General features: G+C 70.4%; 19 protein-coding genes and 1 riboswitch. Of the genes, 10 read left to right on the forward strand and 9 right to left on the reverse strand.

Annotated features, from left to right (window positions below; all coding sequences use genetic code 11):
* Window positions 1-18: 18 nt before the first annotated feature.
* A riboswitch (ZMP/ZTP riboswitch) is annotated at window positions 19-116 on the reverse strand.
* 134 nt (window positions 117-250) lie between these two features.
* Window positions 251-1,774: a beta-N-acetylhexosaminidase gene (locus ABIC47_RS01525; protein WP_354476632.1), complete on the forward strand. Its 1,524-nt coding sequence runs from the start codon at window positions 251-253 to the stop codon at window positions 1,772-1,774.
* Here the strand turns inward: ABIC47_RS01525 and ABIC47_RS01530 are convergent.
* The 4 genes from ABIC47_RS01530 to ABIC47_RS01545 form a co-directional block, all read right to left on the reverse strand.
* Window positions 1,758-3,020 carry a glycosyltransferase family protein gene (locus tag ABIC47_RS01530; protein ID WP_354476634.1) on the reverse strand — a complete coding sequence of 421 codons (1,263 nt, stop codon included), beginning with the start codon at window positions 3,018-3,020 and terminating at the stop codon, window positions 1,758-1,760. The genes ABIC47_RS01525 and ABIC47_RS01530 overlap by 17 nt on opposite strands.
* 153 nt (window positions 3,021-3,173) lie before the next feature.
* Window positions 3,174-4,070 carry a carbohydrate ABC transporter permease gene (locus tag ABIC47_RS01535; RefSeq protein WP_354476636.1) on the reverse strand — a complete coding sequence of 299 codons (897 nt, stop codon included), beginning with the start codon at window positions 4,068-4,070 and terminating at the stop codon, window positions 3,174-3,176.
* Complete coding sequence (locus ABIC47_RS01540; protein ID WP_018191853.1) at window positions 4,067-5,023, reverse strand: carbohydrate ABC transporter permease; 957 nt, start codon at window positions 5,021-5,023, stop codon at window positions 4,067-4,069. Before ABIC47_RS01540 ends, ABIC47_RS01535 begins: the two co-directional genes overlap by 4 nt.
* Window positions 5,024-5,028: 5 nt before the next feature.
* Window positions 5,029-6,270, reverse strand: coding sequence for an extracellular solute-binding protein (locus tag ABIC47_RS01545; RefSeq protein WP_018191854.1), 1,242 nt, complete (start codon window positions 6,268-6,270; stop codon window positions 5,029-5,031).
* Between the two features lie 362 nt (window positions 6,271-6,632).
* Between ABIC47_RS01545 and ABIC47_RS01550 the strand changes: the two genes are divergently transcribed.
* The 6 genes from ABIC47_RS01550 to nagA (ABIC47_RS01575) all read left to right on the forward strand — a co-directional run bounded on the left by ABIC47_RS01550 (window position 6,633) and on the right by nagA (ABIC47_RS01575) (window position 12,304).
* Window positions 6,633-7,511 carry an SIS domain-containing protein gene (locus ABIC47_RS01550; RefSeq protein ID WP_089876952.1) on the forward strand — a complete coding sequence of 293 codons (879 nt, stop codon included), beginning with the start codon at window positions 6,633-6,635 and terminating at the stop codon, window positions 7,509-7,511.
* The gene (locus ABIC47_RS01555; protein ID WP_354476638.1) at window positions 7,508-8,518 is read left to right on the forward strand and encodes an ROK family protein; all 1,011 of its coding nucleotides are present in this window, start codon (window positions 7,508-7,510) and stop codon (window positions 8,516-8,518) included. The genes ABIC47_RS01550 and ABIC47_RS01555 overlap by 4 nt, the downstream gene beginning before the upstream one ends.
* Window positions 8,515-9,426 (forward strand): 1-phosphofructokinase family hexose kinase, encoded by a 912-nt coding sequence (locus tag ABIC47_RS01560; protein WP_354476640.1) that lies wholly within the window; start codon window positions 8,515-8,517, stop codon window positions 9,424-9,426. The genes ABIC47_RS01555 and ABIC47_RS01560 overlap by 4 nt, the downstream gene beginning before the upstream one ends.
* A gap of 63 nt (window positions 9,427-9,489) precedes the next feature.
* Window positions 9,490-10,350, forward strand: a complete 861-nt coding sequence (locus tag ABIC47_RS01565) for a class II fructose-bisphosphate aldolase (protein ID WP_354476642.1) — start codon at window positions 9,490-9,492, stop codon at window positions 10,348-10,350.
* The gene (locus ABIC47_RS01570; RefSeq protein ID WP_354476643.1) at window positions 10,347-11,132 is read left to right on the forward strand and encodes a DeoR/GlpR family DNA-binding transcription regulator; all 786 of its coding nucleotides are present in this window, start codon (window positions 10,347-10,349) and stop codon (window positions 11,130-11,132) included. Before ABIC47_RS01565 ends, ABIC47_RS01570 begins: the two co-directional genes overlap by 4 nt.
* Window positions 11,129-12,304, forward strand: a complete 1,176-nt coding sequence (gene nagA, locus ABIC47_RS01575) for an N-acetylglucosamine-6-phosphate deacetylase (RefSeq protein WP_354476645.1) — start codon at window positions 11,129-11,131, stop codon at window positions 12,302-12,304. Before ABIC47_RS01570 ends, nagA (ABIC47_RS01575) begins: the two co-directional genes overlap by 4 nt.
* Before the next feature lie 64 nt (window positions 12,305-12,368).
* On the opposite strand, the gene ABIC47_RS01580 is transcribed toward nagA (ABIC47_RS01575), so the two are convergent.
* From ABIC47_RS01580 to ABIC47_RS01600, 5 genes are all read right to left on the reverse strand, one after another.
* On the reverse strand, window positions 12,369-13,592 hold the full coding sequence (locus tag ABIC47_RS01580; RefSeq protein WP_354476647.1) for an MFS transporter: 1,224 nt from the start codon (window positions 13,590-13,592) through the stop codon (window positions 12,369-12,371).
* A gap of 165 nt (window positions 13,593-13,757) precedes the next feature.
* Window positions 13,758-14,303, reverse strand: coding sequence for a cysteine hydrolase family protein (locus tag ABIC47_RS01585; RefSeq protein ID WP_020077000.1), 546 nt, complete (start codon window positions 14,301-14,303; stop codon window positions 13,758-13,760).
* Window positions 14,300-15,766 carry a purine-cytosine permease family protein gene (locus ABIC47_RS01590; protein ID WP_354476649.1) on the reverse strand — a complete coding sequence of 489 codons (1,467 nt, stop codon included), beginning with the start codon at window positions 15,764-15,766 and terminating at the stop codon, window positions 14,300-14,302. Before ABIC47_RS01590 ends, ABIC47_RS01585 begins: the two co-directional genes overlap by 4 nt.
* A 47-nt stretch (window positions 15,767-15,813) precedes the next feature.
* Window positions 15,814-16,230, reverse strand: a complete 417-nt coding sequence (locus tag ABIC47_RS01595) for a PIN domain-containing protein (RefSeq protein WP_354476651.1) — start codon at window positions 16,228-16,230, stop codon at window positions 15,814-15,816.
* A complete protein-coding gene (locus ABIC47_RS01600; protein WP_018191865.1) occupies window positions 16,227-16,442 on the reverse strand; it encodes a hypothetical protein in 216 nt (71 codons plus the stop codon). Before ABIC47_RS01600 ends, ABIC47_RS01595 begins: the two co-directional genes overlap by 4 nt.
* A gap of 71 nt (window positions 16,443-16,513) precedes the next feature.
* Here ABIC47_RS01600 and purU point away from each other — a divergent pair, with 71 nt between their 5' ends.
* The 3 genes from purU to nagA (ABIC47_RS01615) are packed head-to-tail and all read left to right on the forward strand — an operon-like array spanning window position 16,514 to window position 18,958.
* On the forward strand, window positions 16,514-17,377 hold the full coding sequence (gene purU, locus ABIC47_RS01605; protein WP_354476653.1) for a formyltetrahydrofolate deformylase: 864 nt from the start codon (window positions 16,514-16,516) through the stop codon (window positions 17,375-17,377).
* Between the two features lie 43 nt (window positions 17,378-17,420).
* Complete coding sequence (locus ABIC47_RS01610; protein WP_231947045.1) at window positions 17,421-17,783, forward strand: YrdB family protein; 363 nt, start codon at window positions 17,421-17,423, stop codon at window positions 17,781-17,783.
* On the forward strand, window positions 17,780-18,958 hold the full coding sequence (nagA, locus tag ABIC47_RS01615) for an N-acetylglucosamine-6-phosphate deacetylase (RefSeq protein ID WP_354476655.1): 1,179 nt from the start codon (window positions 17,780-17,782) through the stop codon (window positions 18,956-18,958). Before ABIC47_RS01610 ends, nagA (ABIC47_RS01615) begins: the two co-directional genes overlap by 4 nt.
* Window positions 18,959-18,998 lie beyond the last annotated feature (40 nt).

The following is an 18,998-nucleotide window of genomic DNA, read 5'->3' on the forward strand; positions in this document are numbered from 1 at the left end:
TACAGGGATGGACTATTGCGTAGCGACCCAGGCGCGCGGCCGCATCCATCCGTGTTCTCGAGGTTCCGTGTCGCTCCCCGATGGTGACCATCTGAGCGCCAGTCGCGACGGGCCAAGCATAGCAAAGCGGGGGCCGGGCGGAACCCTTGCCCATCGCCGAAGGCCCTGCGATACTCGCTGATGGCCGACGCATGCGGGGCGGGCGGAGTCGGTCCCATCCGCTCTGCCCCGACCCGCAAGGGAGCTCACCGTGGTCGTGCCCCGCCCTGTCTCCGCCGAGCCGTCGGAGGGTTCGCCCTTCGTGCTCGCGCCGACCGCTCGCATCAGCGTCGCCGGGCCCGGAGCGGACGCCGTCGCACGGCTCCTCCGCGACGCCCTGGCCGCCGACTGCGCCCGCGATCTCGCGATCGTGGACGAGCCGCCCGCGTTCGGCGACATCGCCGTGGTGATCGCACCGGGCGAGGGTCCGCACGAGGACGGCTCGGACAGCGCGGAGGGCTACACGCTGGAAATCGCCGCGGAGGGCGTGCGCATCGGCGCCGCCACCCCGGCCGGTGCGTTCTGGGGCGTGCAGACGCTGCGCCAGCTGGTCCCGGCGGTCTGCGACGGCGACCCGCTGACGATCGAGCCCGTGCGCGTCCACGACCATCCCCGGTACGCGTACCGCGGAGCGATGCTGGATGTGGCGCGCCACTTCTTCACGCCGGCCGAGGTGAAGCGGTTCATCGACGCGATCGTCCTGCTCAAGGTCAACCACCTGCACCTGCACCTGACCGACGACCAGGGCTGGCGCATCCAGATCGAGTCGTGGCCGGAGCTGACCCGCGTCGGCGGCTCGACCGGCAGCGACGGCAGCCGCGGCGGGTTCTACACGCAGGACGAGTTCCGCGATCTCGTCGCGTATGCAGCCGAGCAGCACGTCACCGTGGTCCCGGAGCTGGACATGCCGGGCCACACGAACGCGGCGCTCGCGTCGTATCCCGAGCTGAATCCGGACGGGGTCGCGCGCCCGCTCTACACCGGGTCCGCCGTGGGCTTCAGCACGCTGCAGACGGGGGATGCGGTGACCCGCCGCTTCGTGCGCGACGTCGTCCGCGAGGTGGCCGCGCTCACGCCGGGACCTCTGCTGCACCTCGGCGGCGACGAGTGCCTGAGCACGTCGCCGGCCGACTTCGTCGCGTTCGTGGAGGAGGCCGCCCGGGTGGTCGCCGAGAACGGAAAGACGGCCGTCGGCTGGCACGAGATGGGCAAGGCGGGCGACCTGCCGGCCGGGACCGTCGGGCAGTACTGGGACTTCACCACGCCGCGCGAGCGCTCGGCCGAGTACGCGGTCACCTTCGTCCGCGGCGGCGGGTCCCTCATCCTCTCGCCGTCGGACGCCGCCTACCTCGACATCGTCTACGCGGAGGGCGACCCGATCGGCCAGGACTGGACCGGCAAGCCGACCACTCTGCGCGACGCGTTCGTGTGGGACCCGGCTCGCGTCATCCCGGGAGTCGGGGATGCGCACATCCTGGGCGTCGAGGCCGCCCTGTGGACCGAGACGGTCACCTCCATCGAGGAGGTGGAGGAGATGGTCCTCCCCCGACTCGCGGCAGTCGCCGAGGTGGGCTGGTCACGCGCGCCCGCCGACACCGAGCCCATCGAGGCGACACGCGACCTCGACGACTTCACCGGGCGCGTGGCCGAGCTCGCCGAGCACTGGGATGCCGCGGGCACCCGCTACCGGCGTGTGCCCGAGGTGCCGTGGCGAGAGGTCACGGGTATCCGATGAACCACAGCAGCACGATCGCCACCGGCTGCAGGGCGATGCCCGCGATGAGCACCGCCTTCCGCGCCTTCCGATGACGCGTGAGGCCGCGCGCTCCCGCGAGGGGTGCGAGCGGCAGCAGCAACCGGAACGTGCTCTGCTGCGGCAGGAACACCGCGAACAGGTACAGCCCGTAACTGACCGCGTACGCGACGGTCTCCGTCCCGAGCGCCCGGACGGACGGCCGCGTCACCACCCACGCGAACCCGGCGACGATCGCGAGCACGATCAGCGCGCCCAGGATGCTGAGGTACTTCCAGCTGAGCAGGAACCACGGGGTCAGCGGGATGAACGCCACCTTGCCGATGAAGCCGGTCCACCACGAGAGCTCGGTGCTGACGTACGCGTCGCCCGTCCCCGTCACGGCGGCCGCGATGATCGGCCAGGCGAGACCGGCCAGCGCCATCAGCCCGCCGGTCAGCAGCATCGTGAGGCGCTCCCGCGGCAGGAACGCGTCCGTGCCGCGCCGGGCCCGCACCATCCGGACGACGAGCACGATCGCGAGGGCGAGCGGCAGGGCGAGCGCCCCCGGGCGGGTGAACGCCGCGGCGACCGCGAACGGCAGCATCAGCCAGTACCGCCGCTGGATCATGGTCAGCAGCGCCGCGAACATCAGGAAGAAGAACATGCTCTCGGCGTACGCGATCTGCAGAACGAAGGAGAGCGGGCCGAAGCAGAAGAACGCGGTCGCCCAGAACGCGCTCGAGACTCCTGCCCGCGCCGCGACCAGCCGGAACAGCACGACGCTGGCGGCGGCCCCGAAGACGATCGCGACGGCGAACCCGGCGGGATAGAAGCTCAGCCCGGTGAGGAGCATCACGACGCGTACGACCATCGGGAACAGGGGCAGGAACGCCCACGGGTTCTGCTGCACGGAGCCGTCGCTGTCGAGCGGAAGGCGGGTGGGGTATCCCTGCTCCACGATCTGGCTGTAGTACGAGCCGTCCCACGAGCCCGAGAACGTGAAGAAGGTCGGGTTCATCCGCGGGCTGGCGTAGTCCCAGTGCGCGACGTTGGCGGTGACGAACAGCGCCAGCATGAGCGTAGTCGTGAGCAGCCGCGAGACGGCGTAGAGCACCAGCACCGCCGCCCACCAGGGCACCTCGCGGCCGGCGAAGCGCAGCCGCCGCGGTACCGCCATCGGGCGGCCGGGCAGCTCCGGTCGCCTGGTGCTCGTGGTGCCCGCTGTCATCGTCCCGTCCGTCGCCATCCGATCCCCGTCGGGGAATCGCCCTTTGGGATGGTACCCGCCGGAAACGGTCCTCCGGCAGCCGGTTGACGCGGCCTGAGAGAGTCCTCATACGGCGGGAGGCCACCGCATCGCGCCACACGCGCGGCGCCTCCCGCCGGGTCGGGGTGAGCCCTACTTCACGCTGCCCGCGGTGAGACCGCCGACGAGGCGCTTCTCGATGAGCATGAACAGGATGACCACCGGGATCACGGCCACCACCGACACCGCGAACACGTACTGCCACGCGGCGTCGTACTGGCCGACGAACTTGGTGAGCGCGACCGAGAGCGGCTGGTTCGCATCCGTCGACAGGATGACGAGGCTCGCCGCGAACTCGTTCCACGACGCGACGAAGGTGTAGATGATCGCCGTGACGATGCCGGGCCAGACGAGCGGAAGCTGGACGCGGAACAGCACGGTCCACTTTCCCGCACCGTCCAGCTGGGCGGCCTCGTCGACCTCCTTCGGCACTCCCGCGAAGAAGCTGTGCATGATCCAGATCGCGAACGCGAGGTTGAACGCCGCGTTGACGAGGATCATCGCCAGCCAGGTGTCGTTGATCCCGAGCGCCACCATCTCTTTGAAGAGACCTGTCGCGAGCACCGTCGGCTGGAGCATCTGCGTCACGATGACGAGGAACAGGAAGATCCCGCGCCCCGGGAACCGGAACCGTGCCGTGTAATAGGCGGCGGGGACGCACACCACCAGCACCAGCACCGTCGCGAACACGGAGATCACGATGGTGGAGATGAGGTTGTACGGCAGCGGCGTCTCCGGCGTCGACCACATCGTGAGGTAGTTCTCGGGATGCCACTGCTCGGGCAGATAGGTCGGAGGGACGGCGAGGATGTTGTTCCTGCTCTTGAACGAGCCGATCAGCATGATCAGGTACGGCGCGATGAAGACCAGGGCGATCACGGTGCCGGCGATGGTCTTCCCGGCGACGCGCCAGGAGGATCCGGCGGACCGGGAGCGACGGCGGCGCGGCGTTGGCGCTCCGGCGAGCGCGACGGGGGCTGGCGCGGTCACGAGACCTCCTTCATCGGCTTGACGACCCAGAGGTAGATGCCGACCACGACGAGCACGATCAGGAAGTTGATCACGCTGAGAGCGCTGGACAGGTCGATGCGCTGCTCGTTCTGGAGCAGCTTGAACACGTAGGTGGTCGTCGTGTCCGCCTTGTACCCCGGAATGGACCCGGTCATCAGCTTCAGGATGGGCAGCGAGTTGAACACGTTGATGATGTTGATCAGCGCGGCCAGTGCGATGGCGTTCCGCAGGTTCGGGAGGGTCACGCTGAAGTACGAGCGGAACGCGCCGGCGCCGTCCATCTTCGCCGCCTCGAGCATGTCGCCCGGGATGCCGGCGAGCCCGGCGAGGATCGTGTAGGTCGTGAACGGCAGCGAGACGAACACCGCGATGCCGATCGACGAGATGAACGCGGGGATCGGCTCCTTGGTGAAGCCGAACGGCTCGGCGAGCACGTGGATGTCGACCAGGAACTTGTTGATGATCCCGTAGAAGGGGTCGAGGCCGTAGACGAACACGGTCGTGGTCATCACGACGCTGGCCGCCCAGGGGACGATGATCGCCATCCGCACCCAGCGCCGACCGGGGAAGTTCTTGTCGAGGAACTGGGCGAGGGCGAGCGAGATCACCACGGTGATGACGACGACCGAGACCACCCAGACCAGGGTGTTGAGCAGGATGCCGGGGAGCTCCGGCCGCGACAGCACCGTGACGTAGTTCTTCAGGCCGACCGATCCGTGGTCCACGCCGGCGATGGAGATCTTCCGGGTGGAGTTGTAGATCATGTAGCCGGCCGGGAACAGCACGACGCCGAAGATCAGGATGAGGGCGGGCAGCGTCCACGGCACGGCGTGCCACAGGTCGGACGCCCCGCCGGTGGGCTTGGGGGACGCCCCGCGGCGGGGACGGCCGGTGGCCGCCCCCGCGCGGGTCGCTTCAGCGGTGCTGGTCATCCGGGTTACTGGCCGTCGGCCTTCGCCTGGATGGACTTCAGCAGGTCTTCGGGCTTGGCGCCCTGACCGAGCTGACCGATCTGGCTCTGGATCGCGCCCTGCGCGGCCGACCAGTTCGGGTTGGTGGACGGGTAGAACTTCGCGTTCGGCAGCAGGTCGAGGAACGGCTTGATGGTCTCGTCGGAGCCCATCGCGTCGGCACCGGACTTGGTCGTCGGCAGGAAGCCTTCGGCCGAGACCCACTTCGTGTAGACGTCCTTCGAGTAGAAGTAGTCGAGGAACTTCTTGATCGACGCCGTCTTGTCCGTCTTGTTCTTGAACGCCATCAGGTGGTCCGCGACGCCCAGGGTGAACGGCGAGCCGTCCTTGGTGGGGATCGGCGCGATGCCGTACTGCAGCGACGGGTTCTTGTCCTTGATCTGCCCGACTGTCGGCGGCAGGCCGACCTGCATGCCGAGCTGGCCCTGGATGAAGACGTTCAGCAGCGGGGTGCGGTTGGTCGAACCGGGGTTCGCCTCCGTGTAGCCCTGCGTGATGATCTTCTGCATCTCGGTGGCGCCTTCGACGTTCTCCGAGCTGTCGATGGTCAGCTTCTTGGCGTCGCCGTATCCGCCGCCGGCTCCGTAGAACCAGATGGCGGTCTCGGCCTGCGCCTCCTCGCTGCCGAGCGGCATGCCGTACGGGGTGATCCCGGCGGCCTTCAGTTTGGCGGCGGCGTCCTCGAACTCGGCCCAGGTCTTCGGCGGGGCGGAGATGCCGGCCTTGGAGAAGTCGTCCTTGTTGTAGAACAGCGCGCGGGCGGATGCGATGAACGGGAGACCGTACTGCGTGCCGTCGATGCTCGCGTTCTTCTTGAAGGCGTCCTGGAAGTCGTCGAGCGTGGCGGAGGAGACGATGTCCTTCGCCGGGTAGAGCAGGTCGTCGGCCGCGAAGCCGGCGAACGCGTCGATGTTCAGGATGTCGGGCTGCTTCTGCGCCTGGATCCGCGTCTTGATGACGTTGTTGATGTCGGTCCAGGATTCGACGTCGAGGTTGACCTTGATGTCGCTGTTCTTCGCCTCGAAGTCCTTGATGATCTGCTGCCACTCGGTCTTGGTGTTGTCCGAGTAGCTGGCGACCATCAGGTCGAGCGTCTGCGCGCCGCCGGACGAGCCTCCGGACCCGCCGCTGAAGCCGCAGGAGGCGAGCGTCATGGTGGCGACCGCCGCTGTTGCGACCGCCGCTCCCCACCGCAGTGACTTCTTCATTGACTTCCTCACTTCTTGAAGGGAAAACGCGAACCGTCACTGCCGATGGAACCTGCGCGACGATGCGTAGCTGTTGATGCTTAGTGATTTGTTTCTGCTTGAAACAAGCACTTGCACTCAATGGATGATCGAAATCATGGCGCGTTCGGTTCTCCGCGTCAAGGACAATGCGCAAGATCGTTACACGGCGTTTACAGGACGACTCGACACGACCAAGGGATCCCGGAGAAACGATTGAACATGATCACTAGACATAGTGTTCGATCATCAGTGATCATTGTGACGAGACATCCACGCACTCAGCCGCGAGAAGCGCAGAACAGGAGCGATCAGTGACGCACGCACCCACCGCCGGAGCCCACATGGAGGCCGAGCTGCGGTCGCAGCCGGAGACCTGGGCGACCGCGGCCGGTCTGCGCGAGGAGCAGTCGCTGCTCCCCGCCGCCGGTGAGCGCATCGCCGTCGTCGGCTGCGGGACCTCCTGGTTCATGGCGCAGTCGTACGCGGTGCTGCGCGAGAGCGCGGGGCACGGTGTCACCGACGCGTTCGCCGCCTCCGAGGCGTTCGTCGACCGCGACTACGACGCGGTCGTCGCCATCACGCGCTCCGGGACGACGACCGAGGTGCTCGAGCTGCTCGACGGCCTCCGCTCCTCGGGCAACCGGGCGCGCACCGTGGGGATCGTCGGCGACCCGGACACCCCGCTCGTGAGCCTCGTGGACGTCGCCATCCGGCTCCCGTTCGCCGACGAGCAGTCCGTCGTGCAGACGCGCTTCGCGACCACGGCGCTCGCCCTCGTCCGTGCCTCCCTCGGCCACGACCTCTCCCCCGCGATCGACCAGGCGGCCGCGGCCATCGAGGAGGAGCTGGACGACGAGCTCGTCACCGCCGACCAGTACTCGTTCCTGGGCGCCGGGTGGACGGTCGGGCTCGCGCACGAGGCCGCGCTCAAGATGCGCGAGGCGTCGCAGTCGTGGACGGAGTCGTATCCCGCCAAGGAGTACCGCCACGGCCCGATCGCGATCGCCGCTCCCGGCCGGGTCACCTGGATGCTGGGCGAGGCGCCCGCAGGGCTCTCCGGCGACCTCGCCGTCACCGGGGCGCGCTTCGAAGACCGCCCCATCGACGGGATGGCCGACCTGGTGCGCGCACAGCGGGTCGCTCTCGCGCGCGCCCGCCGCGCCGGCCTCGACCCCGACAGCCCCCGCAACCTCACTCGATCGGTCATCCTCCCCTCGTGACCGGAGACCCCCTGACCCCGCCACCGGCCGCCGCTCCGCTGGGAGACGGCGCACCGGTGCTGGCGTTCGACGTCGGAGGGACCGACACCAAGGCCGCGCTCGTGGACGACCGCGGCCGGCTGGTGCAGGTGGTGCGCATCCCGACCCCGCATGCGGGCGACGCGACCGGCGACGCCGTGGTGACCGCGATCGCCGGTCTCGCCGAGCGGTTCCGGGAGGAGCACCCCGGTATCGCGCCGCGCGCGGCCGGGCTGCTGGTGCCCGGGCACGTGGACGACGACGCGGGGATCGGCGTCTTCGCCGAGAACCTGGGCTGGCGCGACTTCCCCTTCCGCGACCGGGCGGAGGCCGCCCTCGGCATCCCGGTGGCGTTCAGTCACGACGTGCGCGGGGCGGGAGAGGCCGAGCACCGCCTCGGTGCCGCCGCGCCCTACCGCGACGTCGTCGTCATGGCGATCGGCACGGGGATCGCCGGGGCGATCTTCCTCGACGGCCGCCTGCACACGGGTGGCGGCATGGCCGGCGAGATGGGGCACTCCCGGGTCGCCGACGGGCCCCTGTGCGCCTGCGGGGGCATCGGCTGCCTGGAGGCGGTCGCCTCGGCCGCAGCCATCGCGCGCCGGTACAACGCGCTCACCGGGGCGGGCGTCCCGGGAGCGCGGGAGGTGCTCGTGCTGGCGCAGGCGGGAGACGAGACCGCTCGGGGTGTGTGGGACTCGGCAGTGGATGCGCTCGCACTCGACCTCTCGCACACCGTCGCGCTGCTGGCGCCCGAGGCCGTGGTGATCGGCGGCGGACTGGCGCAGGCCGGCCCCGCGCTGTTCGAGCCGCTCGCGGAGAAGCTGGACGCCATCCTCACCTTCCACCGGCGTCCGGTGCTGCTGCCGGCGAGCATCGGCGAGAACGCCGGGCTGATCGGGGCGGCCCTGCGGGCACGCGACCGGCTGGCCGGATCCACCTCGACGTCGATGCCGTCGGCCGCATCCACCGCCGAGGTGGCGTCGTGATCCTCACCGTCACGCCGAACCCGGCCCTGGATCTCACCTACCGCGTGCCCCGTCTGCAACCGGGCGAGACGCATCGCGCGGCAGCCCCCGCCGTGCGGGCGGGCGGCAAGGGCCTCAACGTCGCGCGGGTGCTCGCCCAGACCGGGACCGCGGCGTTCATTCTCACCACCGCCGGTGGCCCGCCCGGGCTGCGGCTCGCCGACGACCTCGAGGCGTCGCATCTGCCCTCGGAGCTGGTGCCGGTCGAGGCGCCGACCCGCAGCAGCGTCGCCGTCGTCGACGAGTCCACCGGCGAGACCACGGTCATCAACGAGACGGGCGGCACCCTCAGCGCGGCCGAGTGGACGGCCCTGCACGACGCCGTCGACCGGCTCGTCGTGCCCGCGACCTGCGTCGTCGGCTCGGGAAGCCTGCCGCCCGATGCTCCCGATGACGTCTACGCGCGCCTGGTCGCGGCGGCCTCCGCCCGTGGTCTGCCGAGTGTGATCGACGCCGTCGGTACGCCGCTCGTGCTCGCGGCCGAAGCCGGGGCCTCCGTGGTGAAGCCCAACCGCCGTGAGCTGACGGAGACGACCGGCCACGACGACCCCGTGGCCGGGGCGCGCGTTCTCCTCGACGCCGGCGCGGGCCTGGTGGTGGTGTCGCTCGGCGCCGAGGGGATGCTCGCGGTGCCGCGCGACGGCGCACCCGTCCACGCACGGCTCGGCTCGCCGCTGACCGGCAACGCCACCGGTGCGGGGGATGCGGCCGTCGCCGCGATCGCGAGCCTGCTCGCCGTCGGCGTCACCCACCCGTCGACGCTCGTCCGGCGCGCCACCGCCTGGTCGGCCGCCGCAGTGCTCGCGCCCCTCGCCGGCGAGCTCGCCCCGGACTTCCGGGAGTTCGAGGGGCGGATCGAGACCGGCTGAGCCGGCCGATCCATCCCATCCCATCCGCCCTTCGCCCATCCACCCTCGCCCGGAGCCGCCGCCATGCCCCTCGTCCCCACCGCCGACCTGCTGTACGCGGCCGTCGGGCGCCGCACGGGCCTCGCCGCGTTCAACGTCATCCAGCTGGAGACCGCCGAGGCCCTCGTCGACGCGGCCGAGCAGACCGGGCTCCCCGTCATCCTGCAGATCTCGCAGAACTGCGTCGCGTACCACGGCTCGCTCGACCCCATCGCGTCGGCGACCCTCGCACTGGCCCGGGAGTCGACGGCGCACGTCGCCGTGCACCTCGACCACGCCGAGGACGAGCAGCTCGCGCGGCAGGCGGTCGAGCTGGGCTTCGGCTCGGTCATGTACGACGGCGCCGCGCTCGACTACGACCGCAACGTCGCTGCCACCGTGCGCGTCGTCGAGCACGCCCACGCCAACGACGTGCTGGTGGAGGCGGAGCTGGGCGAGATCGGCGGGAAGGACGGCGCGCACGCACCCGGCGTCCGGACCGACCCGGACGAGGGCCGCCGTTTCGTCGAGGAGACCGGGGTCGACGCCCTCGCCGTCGCGGTCGGCAGCTCGCACGCCATGACCGAACGGACCGCCTCCCTCGACCTCGACCTGATCGCCCGGCTGCGACACGCCGTGCCGGTTCCGTTGGTCCTGCACGGCTCCAGCGGCGTCGCGGATGAGACGATCGAGGCGGCGATCCGCGCAGGGATCACCAAGGTCAACGTCTCCACCCACCTCAACCGGTTCTTCACGGACGCGATCCGGGCGTACCTCAGCGCGCATCCCGATGTGGTGGACCCCCGGAAGTACGTGCGGGAGGGACGCGCCGCGGTGACCAGGGAGGCGGCACGGCTGATGACCCTGTTCGATGTGGCAGGCGGAACGGAGAGCGCACAGCGATGAACAGAGCCGAACGGCTGAACGCCGTGCTGGACCTGCTGGCCGAGGCCGGCCAGATCGAGGTCGACGACATCGTGGCCAAGCTGGATGTGTCGGCGGCCACCGCACGCCGCGACCTCGACGCCCTGGCGTCGCAGCAGCTGCTCACCCGCACCCGCGGCGGAGCGATCGGCCAGTCGGTCGCCTACGACCTGCCCATCCGGTACAAGCGCGAGCAGCACGCGCCCGAGAAGCTGCGGATCGCGCAGGCGGCGAGCGCACTCGTGCCCCGCGGCGCCGTGGTCGGCCTGTGCGGCGGAACGACCAGCACCGCCGTCGCGACCGTGCTCGGGTCGCGCCCCGACCTCATGGAGCCCTCGCCGCATCCCAGCCTCACCGTTGTGACCAACGCCATCAACATCGCCGCACAGCTGGTGATGCGACCCCAGATCAAGACCGTGATGACCGGCGGCGTCGTGCACGCGCGCTCGTACGAACTCGTCGGGCCGTACAGCGACGTCGTGCTCGAGAAGATCACGATGGACATCGCGTTCATCGGTGTCAACGGCATCGACCCGGTGGTCGGCGCCACCGTGCACGACGAGGGCGAGGCGAGCGTCAACTCGCTGATGGCACGACGGGCGACCCGCGCCGTCGTGGTGGCCGACTCGTCCAAGATCGGCCGCAAGGCGTTCGCCACCCTCGGCGGTCCGAAGGTGTTGACGACGCTCATCACCGACGAGGGCATCACCGCCGAGCAGCGTGCCGCGTTCATCGAGCAGGGCATCGAGGTGATCGTCGCGTGAGCGACGGCCATCTCATCCACTCGGCTCGGCTGGTCGACGGCGGCACGGTCGTCGAGGACGGCTGGGTGCGGTTCGACGGCGACATGATCGCCGCAGTCGGCAGCGGCGCGACATGGCGCGATGAGCCGGGCGTACTGGATGTGGCCGGCACCGATCGCGTGACTGTGACGGATGCGGGCGGGGCGTGGCTCACGCCCGGTTTCGTCGACATCCACGTCCACGGCGGCGGGGGCGCGAGCTTCGACGACGGGCCCGACGCGATCGACCGGGCCCTGGAGCTGCACCGGCGGCACGGCACCACCCGCTCGGTGCTGTCGCTCGTCACGGCGCCGGTACCGGAGCTGGCCCGGCGGGTGCGGGAGGTGGCCGCGCTCACAGCGGCCGACCCGCGCATCCTCGGGTCGCACCTGGAGGGGCCGTTCCTCGACGTCGGGCACAAGGGCGCCCACGACCCGGCACTGCTGCGCTCGGCGACCCCGGCCGACATCGAGCTGCTGGTGGATGCTGCCGCCGGCACCCTGCGACAGGTCACCATCGCGCCCGAACGTCCCGGCGGGATGGACGCGGTGCGCGCCTTCTCCGCCGCCGGCGCGGCCGTCGCCGTCGGTCACACCGCCGCCGACTACGACCAGGCGCTGGCCGCTTTCGACGCGGGCGCGAGCATCCTCACGCACGCGTTCAACGCCATGCCGGGACTTCACCACCGCGCGCCCGGACCGGTCGCCGCGGCCGCCCGCACCCCGGGGGTGACGCTCGAGATCGTCAACGACGGCGTGCACGTCCATCCCGAGATGGTCCGGATCGCCTTCGCCGCCGCCCCCGGCCGGATGGCCCTGGTGACGGACGCGATGGCCGCCGCCGGTTCCGCCGACGGCGACTACGTGCTCGGGTCGCTGGACGTCGAGGTGCGCGACGGTGTCGCCCGGCTCGCCGGCGGAGGGTCGATCGCCGGTTCGACTCTCACCCTCGACGACGCTCTGCGGCGCGCGGTGCTCGAGGTCGGCATCCCGGTCGCCGAGGCGGTGCGCGCGCTCACCGAGACGCCGGCCGCAGCCGTCGGGCGCGCTCACGACCTCGGCCGTCTGGCCCCAGGCTACGCGGCCGACGCCGTGTTGCTGGACGCGGACTTCCGCGTCCGCCAGGTGTGGGCGGCGGGCGCACCAGTCGCCTGATCCGTGGGTCGCAACACGCCGTTATGGGCGGCCCATAACGGCGTGTTGCGTCCCACAGCCGCGGTCAGTGCGTCGCGACGACCGTCCGCGACATTCGGCCGACCACGAGCACCAGCGCGACCGACACCACCAGCAGACCGACGTACGCCCACGGCAGCACCATCAAGCCGCCCGCATCGTAGATGACCGCCCCGACGAGCGCTCCCCCGCCGATCCCGACGTTGAAGGACGTCGTGTACAGCGCGCTCGCGGTGTCGCGGAACGCCGGCGAGGACGTGTGCAGCATCCGCGTCTGGAGCAGCGGCGGGAGCGCGCCGAAGGCGAGCCCCCACAGGATGAACGCGATCAGCGCGAGCACGATCTGGCCGGAGAGCACGGCGAGCGCCGCAACGGCGATCCCGGTCACGACGAGCGCGAGGATGAGCCCGAGCTGCGGCCGCGGACCGAACACCGAACCGGCGAGGATCAGGCCGCCCGCACCGGCGATGCCGTAGAGGAACAGCAGCGCACCGACGTCGCCCGACGGCACGCCCATCGGCCCGGTCAGGAACGGCACCACGAACGTGTAGAACGCGTAGTGCCCGACCATCGTGACGGCCGCGATCACGCAGACCATGATGACCAGCGGGATGGTGCGGTCGCGCGGTCGGGGAACCGTGCGATCGCGCTCGCGCCGTCGCTTGCCGTCCGCCTCCCGCTCGACCGCCGGCAGGAACCTCCAGATGACCAGGGCGCCGACCATCATGAGGGCGGCGAGCAGCCCGAACGACAGCCGCCAGCCGAAGACGTGCCCGGCGAACGTGCCGAGCGGCACACCGAGCACGAACGCCAGCGTCCCGCCGCCGAGGGTGATGGAGACGGCCCGGCCGATCTGCTGCTTGGGCACCAGGTGGCCGGCGTACGCGCCGACGATCGACCAGAACATCCCGTGCGCCACACCGCCGAGCACGCGCGAGCCGACCACGAAGGCGTAGTCGGGCGCGATGGCGGTGAGCGCGTTCGAGATGCCGAGCACGACCAGGATGCCGATCAGCAGGCCGTGCCGCGGCCAGCGCCGGGTCAACGCCGTCAACGGGGCGCTGGTGACCACCACGGTGAACGCGAACACCGTCACGAGCAGCCCGATCTGGGCCTCGCTCACGCCGAGGGAGGCGCTCATGTCCGGCAGCAGACCGGTCGGGATCATCTCGCTGGTCACCGAGAGGAAGGTGGCCGTAGCCAGGGCGATCAGCCCGGTCCACGGGAATTTCGGCGCAATGCGCGCCGGAGTCGTCGAAGTGGCAGTCATACGGATCTGTCCAACGGACGGCGTTCCCCGGCCATTCCGCCGCTACTGCGGGCCTCGGCGCCGGTGCCAGTGGCTGGCTGCGGCTTTCCGGGAGGGGATGGCGGGTCGACTACGCGCCCATGTGCGCGCCCAGGGCCGTGCGGGAACCGCCGACCACGGACGATTCTACCGGAGGCCGTCGAGAATGGCAGCGCTGTCCGAGATCTCGATCAGCGGCGCGTACAGCGCCATCGCATCCAGTGCGCGCTGGTGGTCGGCGTCGCTCAGGCCGGCGCACGCGTCGGCCGCGACCCGGATGCGCACGCCCGCGTCCGCGGCTCCCAGAGCCGTGCTCAACACGCAGCAGTCGGTGGAGACGCCGGCGAGCACCACATCCTGCGACCCGTCGAGCGCATCCCGCAGAGCAGGACCCCACTTGCCGAACGTCGTCTCGGTGACCACCGGATGCCCGGTGTCGCGAAAGGCGAGCACCAGGTCGTAGATCGGGTCGTCGGCGGGGACGAGCGCGAACGGCCACTGCTCGTAATACGGCACCCAGGCGCCCTCCGGCCGCTCCGGTGCGATGAAGCGCGTGAACACGACGCGCTCGAAGGCGGGCACCATCCCCGCGATCACGGCCTCCGCGTCCGCGAAGCGCGGCGTGAACCACGGGCTCGCCGGGTCGCCGAACACCTGCTGCATGTCGACGACCACAAGGGTCGGGCCGGTCATCGCTCCTCCTGCCGGCGCACCGCAGCGCGGGAGAACAGCAGCGTGCCCAGGTATCCGATGACCAGGGCGACGAGGACGCCGAGGTTCGCGAAGGCCCAGTCGCCCTGCTTGCCGCCGATCGGACCGAGCAGGTAGCCCTGCCAGGCCAGCCACGAGGCCGAGCCGTTGGTGACGAGGCCCCAGCCGATCGCGGTTCCGATCACGATCAGGGCGATCGGCAGCCAGCGGATGGCGCCGTAGCGACCGCGCCGGTCGTACAGCTCGGCCTCCGCATAGTCGCGCCGACGCAGCTGGATGTCGGCGACGAAGATGCCGCACCAGGCGGCGATCGGCACGCCCAACGTGATGAGGAAGCCCTGGAACGGGCCGAGGAAGTCTGTGGCGAAGAACACGACGTAGATCGCGCCGGCGGTCATGATGACGCCGTCGATGCCCGCCGCGACGTACCGCGGGACGCGGACGCCGACGCTGAGCAGCGCCAGCCCGGACGAGTAGATGTCGAGCACCGCACCGCCGACCAGCCCGAGCACGGCGACGATGACGAACGGCACCAGGAACCAGGTGGGCAGCAGCGACGCGAGCGCGCCGATCGGGTCGGCGGCGATGGCCTCGCTCAGCTTCGACGAGGAGCCCGCCAGCAGGATGCCGAAGATCAGCAGGATGACCGGGGCCAGAGACGAGCCGAAGGTCGTCCATCCCACTACTCCCCCGCTGCGGGCGCTGCGCGGCAGGTAGCGGGAGTAGTCGGCGGCAGCGTTCACCCAGCCGAGTCCGAAGCCGGTGAGCATGAACACGAACCCGCCGATCACATGCGGCGCGTCTCCCGCCGGGAGTGCAGCGACGGCGCCGAGGTCGATGTGGTTCAGGACCAGCAGGATGTAGACCACGGTCAGCACGCCGGTCACGATCGTGATGACCATTTGCATGCGCATGATCAGGTTGAAGCCGATCACGCCGCCGACGATGACGAGCGCGACGACGACGATGAGGGCCACCAGCTTGGTGACGACCCCGCCCTCCCAGCCGAGCTGCTGGAACACGGTCGCGGTGGCGAGCGCGGCCAGCGAGACCAGCACGGTCTCCCACCCGACCGTCAGCAGCCACGACAGCGCCGAGGGGACCCGGTTGCCCTCCACCCCGAACACGGCGCGGCTGAGCACCATCGTCGGCGCGGATCCGCGCTTGCCGGCTAGCGCGATCACGCCGCACAGCAGGAACGAGGCGACGATCCCGACCACGCCGACGATCGTCGCCTGCCAGAACGAGATGCCGAACCCGAGCAGGAACGACCCGTAGCTGAGCCCGAACACCGAGACGTTGGCACCGAACCACGGCCAGAACAGGTCGCGCGGCCGTCCCTTCCGCTCACTCTCGTGAATGGTGTTGAGCCCGTTCAGCTCCACGTCGAAAGCGGACGCCGCGCCCGAACGGGTATCGGGCGCATCCTCACCGGTGCTGGTCATGCACCGATCGTGGTGCACCCCGCCCCGGCGCGTCAACCGGAGCGGGCTCAGGCGGCCCAAGGATCGATGACGGGGACGCCGACGTCGGCGAAATCCTTGTCGCGAGTCGCCACAGCGTCGGCTTCGGCGGCGAGGGCCGTTGCTGCGATCATGGCGTCGGCGAGCGCGATCGGGCGGCCCGCCGCCTCCCGGACCGATCTGATGGTGGCGCACTCCGCCGCGGCGACCGGATCGAACGGGAGCGTGCGGGCGTGGTAGTACCCGAGGATCTCGAGGATGATCCCGGCCTTGTGTTCCGACCGACGGCCGTCCTGCATGCGATTGGCTCCGGTGAGCATCTCCATGACGGTGACGACCGAGATTCGCAGCTCGTCCTCGCCGACGGAGGCGAACCAGGACAGCACACGCGGGTCCGGCTCGGGTTTCGCGAACTCCGACAGGACGTTCGTGTCGAGCAGGATCATTCGTCCATCGCTTCGACCCGGTTGCGGATGAACTCCACGAAGCCCAGCTTCTTGTAGTTCGGACGCGGGTCGACAGGTTCCCCCACCGCGACCCGTCCCGCGATGTATTCGAGCTCTTCACCGACCGTCCGACTCTCGCCGCGAGCCATGAGCTCGAGGGTCTCGTAGATGTCCACGTCGAGACCGACGGTCACCGATACTTGCTTCATCATCAAATGCCTCCTAATGCAGACATATTTTGGATATCAACCAAGGCTATCACCCCGACCGCTACCCTGATCTGGTGACCGACTCCTCCGCCTCCAACCACTGGGTGCTCACCTTCAGCTGCTCCGACCGCCCGGGGATCGTGCACGCGGTCAGCGGCGCGATCGTCGCCGCGCGCGGCAACATCACCGAGAGCCAGCAGTTCGCGAGCACCGACACCGGCCGCTTCTTCATGCGGCTGCAGGTCGAGTCGGCGGCGGGACGCGACGAGTTCGAACGCGCGCTCGCCCCGGTCGTCGAGGAGTTCGGGATGACGCACCGGGTCGACAACGTCGGCCGTCCGCTCCGGACGCTGGTACTCGTGTCCAAGGCCGCGCACTGCCTCAACGACCTGCTGTTTCGCCAGCGCGCCGGCCAGCTGCCGGTGGAGATCCCGCTCGTGCTCTCCAACCACGACAGCCTGAGCGACCTCGCCGGGTTCTACGGCGTCCCCTTCGAGTCGCGGGTCGTCACCGACCCGGACTCTAAGGCGGCGTTCGAGCAGCGCATCCTCGAGGCGGTCGACGAGCACGACATCGAGCTGGTGGTGCTCGCGCGGTACATGCAGATCCTCTCGCCGGAGCTCTGCGAGCGCCTCGCCGGGCGCGCGATCAACATCCACCACTCCTTCCTCCCCGGCTTCAAAGGCGCCAACCCGTACCGCCAGGCGCACGCGCGCGGCGTGAAGCTGATCGGAGCGACCGCCCACTTCGTCACCAGCGACCTCGACGAAGGGCCGATCATCGAGCAGAACGTCGTCCGGGTCGACCACAGCAACACCGTGCAGGAGCTGGTGGCGATCGGACAGGACGAGGAGAGCCGGACGCTGACGCAAGCCGTGAAGTGGTTCGCCGAAGACCGCGTGCTGCTCGACGGCGCGCGCACCATCATCTTCCGTTGAGCCGCGCTGTCTCAGCCCCACGGCGCGTCGGTAGACTGCCGTGGTGACCTCAGCACCCGACCAGCACGCCCGGCTCACGGTGGGGCCGAACGACATCCTGCGCTTCGTCCTGGAGCTGTTCGCCATCGTCTCGCTCGGCATCTGGGGGTTCCTGGCCTGGCCGCTGCCGTGGAACATCCTCGTCGGTATCGGCGCTCCGGTCGTGGCCATCCTGCTGTGGGCGCTGTTCCGCTCGCCGCGCGCGGTGCTGCACGTCGACCCGTTCGTGAAGGCGATCGTCGAGATCGTCGTGATGGGCTCCGCGGCGTTCGCCTGGTGGGATCTCGGCCAGCCGGTCGTCGCCATCGTCTTCGCGGTGATCGCGACGATCAGCGGCGTGATCAACGGACGGCGCGAGTTCTCATGAGCGGCCTCGTCATCCACAGCGCCCGCAAGGTGGATGCGGATGGGCTGGTCGACGATTTCTGGCTCGCCACCGATGGAGCGCACATCACCGCGACCGGCACCGGATCGGGCTGGCGCGAGGCGCTGCGCGGCACGGACGACGACGCCTCATCGACCGCCGAGCCGCACATCATCGACGCGCACGGTCTCTGGCTGACCCCGGGCTTCATCGACCTGCACTGCCACGGCGGCGGAGGCCACCCCTACGACGACGGCATCGACCAGATGCGTGCCGCGCTCGCGACGCACCGCGCGCACGGCACGACCCGCTCCCTGATCTCGCACGTCGCGAACCCGCTGGCCTCGCTGCGCGAGAGCCTCGCCGTCGTCGCCGAGCTGACGGCGAGCGACCCGCTCGTGCTCGGGTCGCACCTGGAGGGCCCGTTCCTCGCGCCGGAGCGACGCGGAGCGCACGACGCCCGTTTCCTCCGCGACCCCGAGCCGGAGGCCGTCGAGGAGCTCATCGCCGCCGCCCGCGGAACCCTCCGGACCGCGACCATCGCGCCGGAACTGCCCAACGCCCTGGAGGCGATCGGCGTGCTGATCGAGGCCGGTGCGGTCGTGGGCGTCGGCCACACGACCGCCGGGTACGCCGAGACGGCCCGCGCCTTCGAGGTGGGCGCGCGGCTGCTGACGCACGCGTTCAACGCGATGCCGGGCATCCACCACCGGGCGCCGGGCCCCGTCCTGGCCGCGATCGACAACCCCGAGGTCACGCTCGAGCTCATCCTCGACGGGCTGCACGTCGACCCGACCGTCGGTGCGCTGCTGTTCCGCGAGGCGCCGGGGCGCGTCGCGCTCGTGACCGACGCGATGGCCGCGGCCGGCGCCACCGACGGCGACTACCGGCTCGGCGGCCTCAACGTGACCGTCCACAACGGTTTGGCCGTGCTCTCCGGCACCGACACGATCGCCGGCTCGACGCTGACGCAGGATGTCGCGCTGCGGAACGCGGTCACGCTCGCCGGACTCGACCCGGTCACCGCCGTCACCGCGCTCACACGGACCCCCGCGCACGTGCTCGGCGAGGGCCACCGCCTCGGACGGCTGCACGCCGGCTACGTCGCCGACGCGGTCCTCCTCGACCACGACTGGCGCGTCACGGCCGTCGTCGCCGACGGCGCCCCGCTCGCCTGACCGCGCCCGATCCCCCTACGTCCGCGCGCGCCGTCCCCCC

This window comes from Leifsonia sp. 563, assembly GCF_040545055.1.
In the GTDB taxonomy this organism is placed as follows: domain Bacteria; phylum Actinomycetota; class Actinomycetes; order Actinomycetales; family Microbacteriaceae; genus Leifsonia.

What these genes read in the sequence shown, in the direction of transcription:
- ABIC47_RS01530 (WP_354476634.1), bottom strand. Translation starts at nt 3,020, where the DNA reads ATGGCGACGGACGGGACGATGACAGCGGGCACCACGAGCACCAGGCGA.
- ABIC47_RS01540 (WP_018191853.1), bottom strand. Translation starts at nt 5,023, where the DNA reads ATGACCAGCACCGCTGAAGCGACCCGCGCGGGGGCGGCCACCGGCCGT.
- ABIC47_RS01545 (WP_018191854.1), bottom strand. Translation starts at nt 6,270, where the DNA reads ATGAAGAAGTCACTGCGGTGGGGAGCGGCGGTCGCAACAGCGGCGGTC.
- ABIC47_RS01550 (WP_089876952.1), top strand. Translation starts at nt 6,633, where the DNA reads ATGGAGGCCGAGCTGCGGTCGCAGCCGGAGACCTGGGCGACCGCGGCC.
- ABIC47_RS01565 (WP_354476642.1), top strand. Translation starts at nt 9,490, where the DNA reads ATGCCCCTCGTCCCCACCGCCGACCTGCTGTACGCGGCCGTCGGGCGC.
- ABIC47_RS01570 (WP_354476643.1), top strand. Translation starts at nt 10,347, where the DNA reads ATGAACAGAGCCGAACGGCTGAACGCCGTGCTGGACCTGCTGGCCGAG.
- ABIC47_RS01580 (WP_354476647.1), bottom strand. Translation starts at nt 13,592, where the DNA reads ATGACTGCCACTTCGACGACTCCGGCGCGCATTGCGCCGAAATTCCCG.
- ABIC47_RS01585 (WP_020077000.1), bottom strand. Translation starts at nt 14,303, where the DNA reads ATGACCGGCCCGACCCTTGTGGTCGTCGACATGCAGCAGGTGTTCGGC.
- ABIC47_RS01590 (WP_354476649.1), bottom strand. Translation starts at nt 15,766, where the DNA reads ATGACCAGCACCGGTGAGGATGCGCCCGATACCCGTTCGGGCGCGGCG.
- ABIC47_RS01595 (WP_354476651.1), bottom strand. Translation starts at nt 16,230, where the DNA reads ATGATCCTGCTCGACACGAACGTCCTGTCGGAGTTCGCGAAACCCGAG.
- ABIC47_RS01600 (WP_018191865.1), bottom strand. Translation starts at nt 16,442, where the DNA reads ATGATGAAGCAAGTATCGGTGACCGTCGGTCTCGACGTGGACATCTAC.
- nagA (WP_354476655.1), top strand. Translation starts at nt 17,780, where the DNA reads ATGAGCGGCCTCGTCATCCACAGCGCCCGCAAGGTGGATGCGGATGGG.